The organism is Lentzea sp. NPDC020367 (genome assembly GCF_044387305.1).
GTDB lineage: Bacteria > Actinomycetota > Actinomycetes > Mycobacteriales > Pseudonocardiaceae > Lentzea.
Genome location: NZ_JBIRVV010000012.1, coordinates 273,021 through 282,089, shown reverse-complemented (window position 1 = coordinate 282,089; position 9,069 = coordinate 273,021). Strand labels below are relative to the sequence as shown.

The 9,069-nt window shown below is 68.8% G+C and carries 8 protein-coding genes and 1 rRNA gene; 8 read left to right on the top strand and 1 reads right to left on the bottom strand.

What is annotated here, in order from left to right:
- A 5S ribosomal RNA gene (rrf, locus tag ACH413_RS37460) occupies nucleotides 1-104 on the top strand; the annotation flags it as partial.
- 100 nt (nucleotides 105-204) lie between these two features.
- The gene (locus ACH413_RS37455; protein ID WP_360039578.1) at nucleotides 205-1,032 is read left to right on the top strand and encodes a GNAT family N-acetyltransferase; all 828 of its coding nucleotides are present in this window, start codon (nucleotides 205-207) and stop codon (nucleotides 1,030-1,032) included.
- Between the two features lie 936 nt (nucleotides 1,033-1,968).
- On the opposite strand, the gene ACH413_RS37450 is transcribed toward ACH413_RS37455, so the two are convergent.
- Nucleotides 1,969-2,418 carry an Lrp/AsnC family transcriptional regulator gene (locus tag ACH413_RS37450; protein ID WP_360039581.1) on the bottom strand — a complete coding sequence of 150 codons (450 nt, stop codon included), beginning with the start codon at nucleotides 2,416-2,418 and terminating at the stop codon, nucleotides 1,969-1,971.
- A gap of 81 nt (nucleotides 2,419-2,499) precedes the next feature.
- Here ACH413_RS37450 and ACH413_RS37445 point away from each other — a divergent pair, with 81 nt between their 5' ends.
- From ACH413_RS37445 to ACH413_RS37420, 6 genes are all read left to right on the top strand, one after another.
- Nucleotides 2,500-2,991, top strand: coding sequence for a rhodanese-like domain-containing protein (locus ACH413_RS37445; RefSeq protein WP_360039584.1), 492 nt, complete (start codon nucleotides 2,500-2,502; stop codon nucleotides 2,989-2,991).
- Nucleotides 2,992-3,016: 25 nt separating this feature from the next.
- On the top strand, nucleotides 3,017-3,772 hold the full coding sequence (locus tag ACH413_RS37440; protein WP_360039587.1) for a type 1 glutamine amidotransferase: 756 nt from the start codon (nucleotides 3,017-3,019) through the stop codon (nucleotides 3,770-3,772).
- Between the two features lie 86 nt (nucleotides 3,773-3,858).
- Nucleotides 3,859-4,992, top strand: a complete 1,134-nt coding sequence (locus tag ACH413_RS37435; protein WP_360039589.1) for an inorganic phosphate transporter — start codon at nucleotides 3,859-3,861, stop codon at nucleotides 4,990-4,992.
- Nucleotides 4,989-5,174 carry a hypothetical protein gene (locus tag ACH413_RS37430; RefSeq protein ID WP_360039592.1) on the top strand — a complete coding sequence of 62 codons (186 nt, stop codon included), beginning with the start codon at nucleotides 4,989-4,991 and terminating at the stop codon, nucleotides 5,172-5,174. The genes ACH413_RS37435 and ACH413_RS37430 overlap by 4 nt, the downstream gene beginning before the upstream one ends.
- A gap of 29 nt (nucleotides 5,175-5,203) precedes the next feature.
- Nucleotides 5,204-8,107 (top strand): bifunctional [glutamine synthetase] adenylyltransferase/[glutamine synthetase]-adenylyl-L-tyrosine phosphorylase, encoded by a 2,904-nt coding sequence (locus ACH413_RS37425; RefSeq protein ID WP_360039595.1) that lies wholly within the window; start codon nucleotides 5,204-5,206, stop codon nucleotides 8,105-8,107.
- The gene (locus ACH413_RS37420; protein ID WP_360039598.1) at nucleotides 8,104-9,036 is read left to right on the top strand and encodes an NADP-dependent oxidoreductase; all 933 of its coding nucleotides are present in this window, start codon (nucleotides 8,104-8,106) and stop codon (nucleotides 9,034-9,036) included. The genes ACH413_RS37425 and ACH413_RS37420 overlap by 4 nt, the downstream gene beginning before the upstream one ends.
- Nucleotides 9,037-9,069 lie beyond the last annotated feature (33 nt).

Here is a 9,069-nt window from a genome sequence, read left to right as displayed (position 1 = left end):
GCGTTGGGGAAACACCCGGTCCCATTCCGAACCCGGTAGTTAAGCCCTTCTGCGCCGATGGTACTGCACTGGTTACGGTGTGGGAGAGTAGGTCGTCGCCGAACATTATTTCCAGAAGACCCCTGAGGGTCGAGCACTCAAGTGCTCCCCTCAGGGGTTTTTTGCGTGCTGATTTTCGCTTGCGCACTCTGGTCTGATGGACGCATGGACGCGGTCGTGCACGCCACCCTGGAATCGTTCGACGCCGCCACCCACGATCGGCTGGCAGCCGATCCGGTGCGGAACACGGTGGCGCTAACCTCGCTCGACCGCATCCGCCGCTCGCCGGCCACCGACCTCCTGCCGACCCTGATCACCTTCCACGACAACGGCGAAGTGATCGGCTCCCTGATCCGCACCCCGCCGTGGCCGTTCCAGGCAGCCGACCTCCCACTCTCCGCGGCGGAACTGGCAGCCGACCTCGCCGCGAGAATCGACCCGGAAGCCCCAGGAGTGACGGGCCCGCGAACCAGATCCGAGGCCTTCGCCACAGCGACCGGCAAGGACTACGCGGAAACCCTAGCCACCAGGCAATACCGCCTAGGCACCCTGACCCCGCCCACGACCGCAGGCGCCGGCCGCCTGGCCACCGAAGACGACGTCGAACTCCTGGGCACCTGGCGAGACGCGTTCCTCAGCGAAGCCGTCCCAGAAGCACCGAACGAACCAGCGACCGAAGCCATGCGAGGCTCCCTGCGCCTGGGCAACGGCCACGCCCTCTGGGTGATCAACGGCACACCGGTCGCCTGGGCAGTCGCGAGCCGCCCGCAAGCCGGCATGACGAGAGTCGGCCCGGTCTACACCCCACCCGAGCACCGCAAGCACGGCTACGGCGCCGCGGTCAGCGCCTTCGTGAGCCAATGGGCACTCGACCAGGGCGCCACCGACGTCCTGCTCTTCGCGGACCTGACCAACCCGGTCTCAAACTCGATCTACCAACGCATCGGCTACCAACCACTCGACGACTGGGCGGAACTCTGGTGGAAGCACTGAGCCACAACGACATCAGGGACTTCCCCGCGGCCGCAGGCAACTTCCTCGACGCCGATCCCGCGAACACAGCCAGCGCCTGAAGATCGCGGCCACACCCGGTGGACGAGCGGCACCCGGCCATCCGCATCTCGTTGCGCGACAGAGGGTCTTCGCAGGCGCACACCGGCTCAAGTGGACGGTCGCCCCGAGCATCGCCCCGAGCATCGCCGCGCCACCGCCAACCGCGCCACCGCCAACCGCGCCACCGCCAACCGCGTTCCGCGATCGTCGATGCCCCTAGGCGACGGGTGAACCCCGCGAGATCACCGGCCCGAGCGAAAGGGCTGAGGCGCTTCCACACGCTGAGGTGTCACGCCGAACCGAGTTCTGGTCCCAGGACTGAGCCGGCTGGAAGAGTCGGCGGCTCCCGACGTGCCGGAAAAGTCGTGCCCGTCAGGAGCGGCGGGCGGCCAACTGATCATCGGCTGATGGACCGACCTCGTGGAGGAGCCGGCCGCGTCCGCGCACCAACGCCGGGAAGCCCGCGATCGACGCCCGACGGGTCCCGCCGGGCGCTGCTCTCGCTGGCTGGCGAGAGTCCGTGCGCCCCAAGCTTCGGTGCGCCCCAAGCTCCGTGCGTCGCGACCACCGTGGCGTCGCGACCACCGTGCACACCCCGGTCAGCAGAGTCTCAAGACGACTGACGCCGCCGCAGTTCCCTGTCGCATCCCCCCGCGCTTCCGCATATGCGGGAGAAAGAAAACGCTGTTTCAGGACAATCGCCACCCGATCAGGTTGTGGACAACTCGTGGGCCCTCGTCCTGCCCACTGAACGAGACGAAGCAGCGGCTGGATCAGGACCGTCACCACCCGATCTGACGACTCGCCCGCCGACTGTTCGAAGAGCCCTGCGGACTGTCGAAGAGCCCAGCGGACCAGCCGAAGAGCCCAGCGGAACTAGTCGAAGAGCTCGGGAGACAGCGGGCGGTTGCGGACGTGGGAGGAGAACACGAGCGACGTCGTCGTGTCGCCGTAGCGCTGCATCACCTCGACGAGCTCCTCCAGCTCCACCATCGACCGGCAGACAACCCGCAGCAGCCAGCAGTCGTCGCCGGTCACGTGGTCGGCGTCGAGGATCTGCGGCAGCACCAGCACCTGCGTGCGGAACCGCGGCGTGTCCAGCGATCGCACCCGCACGCGCACGATCGACTCGATCGGCAGGCCGAGCCGGGCGGGGGAGACGACCGCGGTGAAGCCCGTGATCACGCCGAGAGACTCCAGGCGCCGGACCCGTTCGGTCACCGCCGGCGCGGACAGCGACACCTCGCGGCCCAGCGAGGTGAACGACATTCGCCCGTCCTGCTGCAGCAACGACAGGATCTTCCAGTCCACCGCGTCGAGTTCCACCTGGAAATCATAAGGAGATCGCGCTGAACGCCTGGACTTCCGCATGTTCGTGGGTCGGCGAAGCCAAGCAGGATCGAAGGCATGACGAACGCACTGCGCTTCCCCGCCGCCGACCCGCAGGCCGCGGCCGCCCACTTCGCCGCCGAGCTCGCGTTCGAGGCCGACCCCGACGACGTGTACCGCGACCTCCAGGAAGGCAACATCCAGAAAGGCAGCATCCAAGAAGGCGACCTCCAGGAAGGCAACACCCAGGAAGGCAACACCCGCGGCTACGTCCTCGTGGAGACGCGCGCTCCGGAGGCGTTCGCGCAGGCCCGCATCCCCGGCGCGATCAACCTGCCCTACCGCGACCTCCCCGAGCAGCTCGACCTCGATCCGGGCCTCGTCTACATCTGCTACTGCGAGAGCTTCCAGTGCAACGCCGCCACCAAGGGAGCCCTCGCGCTCGCGCAAAGGGGCTATCGGGTGAAGCGGCTGTCCGGCGGCATCACGGCCTGGCGGGAGGCGGGCTATCCGGTCGAGTCGGATCAGCTCGTCGGAGCAGGTGTATCCAAGGTCGCGTGTCACTGCTGACCTGGGCCCACCTAGGCTCAGATGCGTGAACGCACCGCGCCTGCTCGTTCTGCAGCCCTCGCAGTCGGACCCGTTGGCCAAGCTCGGGGACTGGCTGGAGGCCGAGGGCATCGAGCTCGACCTCGTGCCGCTCAAGGAGATGCCCGCGCCGACGAACCTCGACGGCTACCAGGGCGTCGTCTGCCTCGGCGGTGAGATGGGCGCGCTCGACGACCTTGAGTACCCGTGGCTCGCCGACGCGAGGAAGCTGCTGTCCAGCGCCGTGTCGAAGCGGCTGCCCACCCTGGCGATCTGTCTCGGTGCGCAGCTGCTCGCGGCCGCCACGGGTGGCCAGGTGCGCAAGGGTCCGCAGGGGCCGGAGGTCGGTGTGCTGCTGGTGGCGAAGCGCGACGCGGCGGCCAGCGACCCGTTGTTCGCCGACCTGCCGTTCACGCCCGACGTGCTGCAGTTCCACAACGACGAGGTGCACCTGCTGCCGCCCGGCGCGGAACACCTCGCGGCGTCCCCGAAATATCCGAATCAGGCGTTTCGGGTGGGGGAGAGCGCTTACGGCCTTCAGTTCCACATCGAGACGACCCCGGAAATCGTCTTGAACTGGGCGTCGAAGGATCCCGATTCGGCGTCGTGTGCGCGAGCTCACCACTTCGACCAGGAGTTCCTCGAAGAGGCCCACCGCGACTTCGAAGAGGTGTGGCAGCCGTTCGTCGGCAGATTCGCGAAACTCGTTCGGGGAGAACTGTTGCCCGCACTGGGTTCGGGCACACAACTTCCGTTGGTGTGACGTTACTTTCGTAGGTTTTAAGACATCCTCCGTTGGCGGTACCGTAATCTCCTGGACAGCTTGTTCGATCCAGCCGGAGGATCAGTGTGGATCCCGCACTTGTAGTGATCATCGTCGTTGTCACTGCTCTCATCTTCGACTTCACCAACGGGTTCCACGACACGGCCAACGCCATGGCCACCTCCATCGCCACGGGTGCCCTGAAGCCCCGCACGGCGGTCGCGCTGTCGGCGGTTCTCAACCTCGTGGGCGCGTTCCTGTCCGTTGAGGTGGCCAAGACCATCTCCGGCGGCATCGTCGACGACGCCCAGATCACCCCCGCCGTCATCTTCGGCGGCCTGGTCGGGGCGATCATGTGGAACCTCGTCACCTGGTACGTCGGCCTGCCGTCGAGTTCGTCGCACGCCTTGTTCGGCGGCCTGATCGGCGCGGCCTGGGTCGCGTCCGGTGTGGACGCCATCCACTTCGCCAAGGTCGTCGACAAGGTCCTGGTGCCCGCGATCGTCGCGCCGCTGGTCGCCGGCCTGGTCGCGGCCATCGCCACGATCGTCGTCTACCGGCTCAAGAAGGCGGCGGACCCGCGCGTCGCGCACACCGGCTTCAAGGTCGGTCAGGTCGCGTCCGCCTCGCTGGTCTCCCTCGCGCACGGCACGAACGACGCGCAGAAGACCATGGGCATCATCACGCTCGCGCTGATCACGTCCGGTTCGCTCGCCCCCGGTTCCGGCCCGCCCACCTGGGTGATCATCAGCGCCGGCCTCGCGATCGCGGCGGGCACGTACCTCGGCGGCTGGCGCATCACGCACACGCTGGGCCGCGGCCTGACGACCATCGAGCCCGCGCAGGGCTTCGCGGCGCAGACCTCGACCGCCACGGCGATCCTCGCGTCGTCGCACCTCGGCTTCGCCCTGTCCACCACGCACGTCGCGTCCGGCGGCATCATGGGCTCCGGCCTGGGCCGCGACCGCCGCGGCGTCAACTGGGGCACCATGGGCAAGATGGCCGCCGGCTGGCTGTTCACCCTTCCCGCCGCCGGCATCGTTGGCGCCCTAGCGGGCAAGTGGGCCTCGACCGGCACGGTCGGGATCATCGGTGTCGCCGTCATCGGTCTCGCCGTCTCGATCTTCATCTGGATCCTGGCGCGGCGTGAGCCGGTCAAGCCGGAGCACATCGTCGACGAGGTCGCCGCTCAGGCCGAACTGCACAAGGTGGCGGCATGAAGGTCGACTGGACGGCGCTGCTCCAGGTCTTCGGTGCCACGCTGCTGGCCACGATTCTGGTCGTGACGCTCTTCGTGCTCGGCATCCGCGCTCTGTCGGGTGACAAGAAGGTTCCCGCGTACGCGAGCTTCGCCGGTTGCGTGGCTGTCGTGCTCTACGGACTCTCACTGATCGTCTTCTGACGCTGTGAGGGGATTAGGGTTGGCTCACGATGAGCGAACCAGTCCGCCACGCGTCCCCAGCAAGATTCGGGCTCACCGAGCCGCGCAGCGAGGAAGTGCTGCGCGGTCTGGGCCTGTGGGCTGATCGCAGGCCCACCGACGGCTCCGAGCCGGTCCTGGCGGCGCTCTCCCGTTCACCTGATCCAGACCTCGCGTTGCGCGGCTTGGAGCGTCTCCAAGCGGTCGCCGACTGGGACGCCCTGTCGGCCGCGCTGCACAAGGACGTCGTCGTGCGCGGGCGTCTGCTCGCCGCGCTCGGGTCCTCCACCGCGCTGTCGGACTTCCTCGTCGTGAACCCCGACCGGTGGCGTTCGCTGACCGAGGAGGTCGACGTGTCGCTGGACCTCGCGGACGACGACGTGCTGCGCACCGAGTACCGGGCGAAGCTGCTGCTCGTCGCCGCGAACGACCTGGCGCACGTCGTCGAGCCCGATCTGCCGTTCGTCCCATACGACACCGTGGCCGCGCAACTGTCCGATCTGGCCGTGTCGGCTCTTCGGGCGTCGTTGAAGCTTGCCTCGGAGAAGGTGAACGGCGCCGCCGACCGCTGCCGGCTCGCGGTGATCGCGATGGGCAAGTGCGGTGCGAACGAGCTGAACTACGTGAGCGACGTCGACGTCGTGTTCGTCGCCGAGGGCGATCTGGGCGTGGCGACCCGGCTGGCCAGCACGATGATGCAGATCGCGGGCCAGTCGTGCTTCGAGGTCGACGCGGCGCTGCGGCCGGAGGGCAAGGCGGGTGCGCTGGTCCGCACCCTGGACGGGCACGCGTCGTACTACAAGAAGTGGGCGCGGACCTGGGAGTTCCAGGCGCTTCTGAAAGCGCGGCCGGTCGCTGGAGACGCCGAACTGGGACAGGCGTACCTCGACGTCGTGCGCCCGTACGTGTGGACGGCGGCGGAGCGCGAGAACTTCGTCGAGGACGTGCAGGCGATGCGGCGTCGGGTCGAGGACCACGTGCCTTCGGGGCTGGCCGACCGCGAGCTGAAGCTCGGCCGCGGTGGTCTGCGCGACGTCGAGTTCGCGGTGCAGCTGCTGCAACTCGTGCACGGGCGTTCTGACGAGGACCTCCGCATCCAGGCGACGACGGCCGCGTTGGCCGCGTTGGGCCAGGGCGGGTACGTCGGGCGTGAGGACGCGGCGGAGTTCGGGCGCTCGTACCGGTTCCTGCGCACGTTGGAGCACCGGCTGCAGCTGCAGCGTTTGCTGCGTACGCACCTCTTCCCGGCCGACGACGACGTGACGGCGTTGCGGTGGCTGGCGCGCTCGGCGGGGCTGGCGGCGGACGGGCGGAAGTCCGAGGGGCAGGTGCTGCTCGCGGAGTTCCGCAAGCACGCCAACCAGGTCCGGCGGCTGCACGAGAAGCTGTTCTACCGGCCGCTGCTGCAGTCCGTGGCGGGAGTGCCGACCGAGGCGTTGCGGCTCACCACCAAGGAGGCCGTGGCCCGGCTGGCGGCGTTGGGCTACACGTCGCCGGACGGCGCGTTGCGGCACATTCAGGCTTTGACGCACGGGATGTCCCGGCGGGCTCGCATCCAGGGTGCCCTGCTGCCGGTGCTGCTCGACCTCTTCGCTGGCACGCCCGATCCGGACGGTGGCCTGCTCGCGTACCGGAAGGTGTCCGAGGCGCTCGCGGAAACCCCCTGGTACCTGAGGCTTCTGCGCGACGAGGGCGCCGTGGTCGAACGGCTCGCGGTGCTGCTGGGCACCTCGCGCTTCGTGCCGGACCTGCTCGTGCGGGCGCCGGAGGTGATGCGGCTGCTCGCCGACACCGAGGCGTTGGTCGGCGGTGATCCGCACTCGATCGGGAAACCCTTGCGCAGCGCCGTTTCCCGGTACGGCGAGGCGGCGCGGGCGATCGCGGCCGCACGATCGTTGCGGCGCCACGAGTTGCTGCGGATCGCCGCCGCGGACCTGCTGGGGTTCATGCCGCTGGAAACGGTGTGCATCTCGTTGTCCGAGGTGTGGGGATCGGTGCTGCGCAGCGCGCTGGACGCGGCGGTGCGCTCGTCCGGTGAAGCCGTGGCCGCGATCTCGGTGATCGGCATGGGCCGGCTCGGCGGGTACGAGCTCGGGTACAGCTCGGACGCCGACGTGCTGTTCGTGTGCCGGCCGTTCGAGGGTGTGACCGACGCCGAGGCGGTGAAGTGGGCGAGCGGGGTCGTGGAGAAGATCCGGCGGCTGCTCGGCGCCCCGTCGCAGGACCCGCCGTTGCTGGTCGACGCAGACCTGCGGCCGGAGGGCCGGCAGGGACCGCTGGTGCGGACGCTGGACTCCTACCGCGCGTACTACCGGCAGTGGGCGGAGCTGTGGGAGAAGCAGGCGCTGCTGCGGGCCAGGTTCATCGCGGGCGACGCTGATCTGGGAGCCGAGTTCGAGGCGTTGATCGAGCCGCTGCGCTATCCGCCGGACGGCCTGGACGCGGCGTCCGTGCGGGAGATCCGGCGGATCAAGGCCAGGGTCGACGCGGAACGGCTGCCGCGGGGCGCCGACCCGAGCACGCACACCAAGCTCGGCCGGGGCGGGCTCGCGGACGTCGAGTGGACCGTGCAGTTGTTGCAGCTGCAGCATTCCGGCGCGGTACCCGGTCTGCGCACACCGTCCACAATGGCCGCGATGGAGGCCGCCGTGGGCGCGGGCCTGCTGGCCGCGGAGGACGCTGCCGCGCTGACCACCGCGTGGAACCTCGCGACGCAGGCGCGCAACGCCCTGATGCTGGTGCGCGGCAAGGCATCTGATCAGCTGCCGACGTCGGGGCGCGATCTCGTGGCGGTCGCGTCCGTCATGGGATACGAGCCAGGGGGCGATCCGGGGGAGTTCCTGGAGGAATATCGCAGGACCACTCGTCGTGCACGTGCGGTGGCGGAGCGTGTCTTCTACGGTGAGGGACTGTGAAAGCCATCGCGTTTACCCGGTTCGGCGACGCCGACGTCATGTCGCTGCAGGAGCTGCCCGACCCGCTGCTGGGGCCTGACCAGGTCCTGGTGGAGGTGCGCGCGGCCGGCGTGAACCCGGTGGACTACAAGATCAGAGCCGGGTACCTGCAGGGGCTGATGCCGCACCACCTGCCGTTGATCCCCGGCTGGGACGTGTCGGGTGTCGTGCGGGCCGTCGGCATCGGCGTGCAGGACTGGAAGCCGGGCGACGAGGTGCTCGCCTACGCCCGCAAGGACCACGTCCAGTTCGGTTCCTACGCCGAGTTGATCTCGCTGCCGGACCGGATGGTCGCGCGCAAACCGTCCACCGTGGACTTCGTGACCGCGGCCGCGTTGCCGCTGGCAGGGCTGACGGCGTTGCAGGCCTTGAAGGCAGTTGGTACCGGTTCCGGCGACGTCGTCCTGGTGCACGCCGCCGCCGGTGGTGTCGGACATCTTCAGGTGCAGATCGCGCGGGAACTGGGTGCGTCGCGGGTGATCGGCACCGCGTCGCCGCGCAACCACGAGTTCGTGCGATCGCTGGGGGCCGAACCGGTCGCTTACGGTGACGCGCTGGTCGACGCGGTGGCGGAGCTGGTCGGCGGCGACGGCCTGGTCGACGTGGTGGTCGACAACGCGGGCGGACTGGCGTTCGACCAGTCGTTGCAGCTGGTGCGCGACCGGGCACGGATGACGTCCATTGTGGACGGACCGCGGGCGCTGGAGAACGGCGTCGTCAACACCTGGGCGCGGCCGAACGCGGAGCAGACGCAGTGGCTCGTGGATCTGGTCGCTGACGGAAAGCTGCGCGTCGAGGTGCAGCAGACTTTTCCGTTGGAGGAGGCCGTGAAGGCGCACCGGCTGCTCGAAGGTGGCCATGTACGAGGAAAAGTTGTACTGACGGCCTGAAACCTTCATATATTTCTTCAGGTTCGGGGGCAC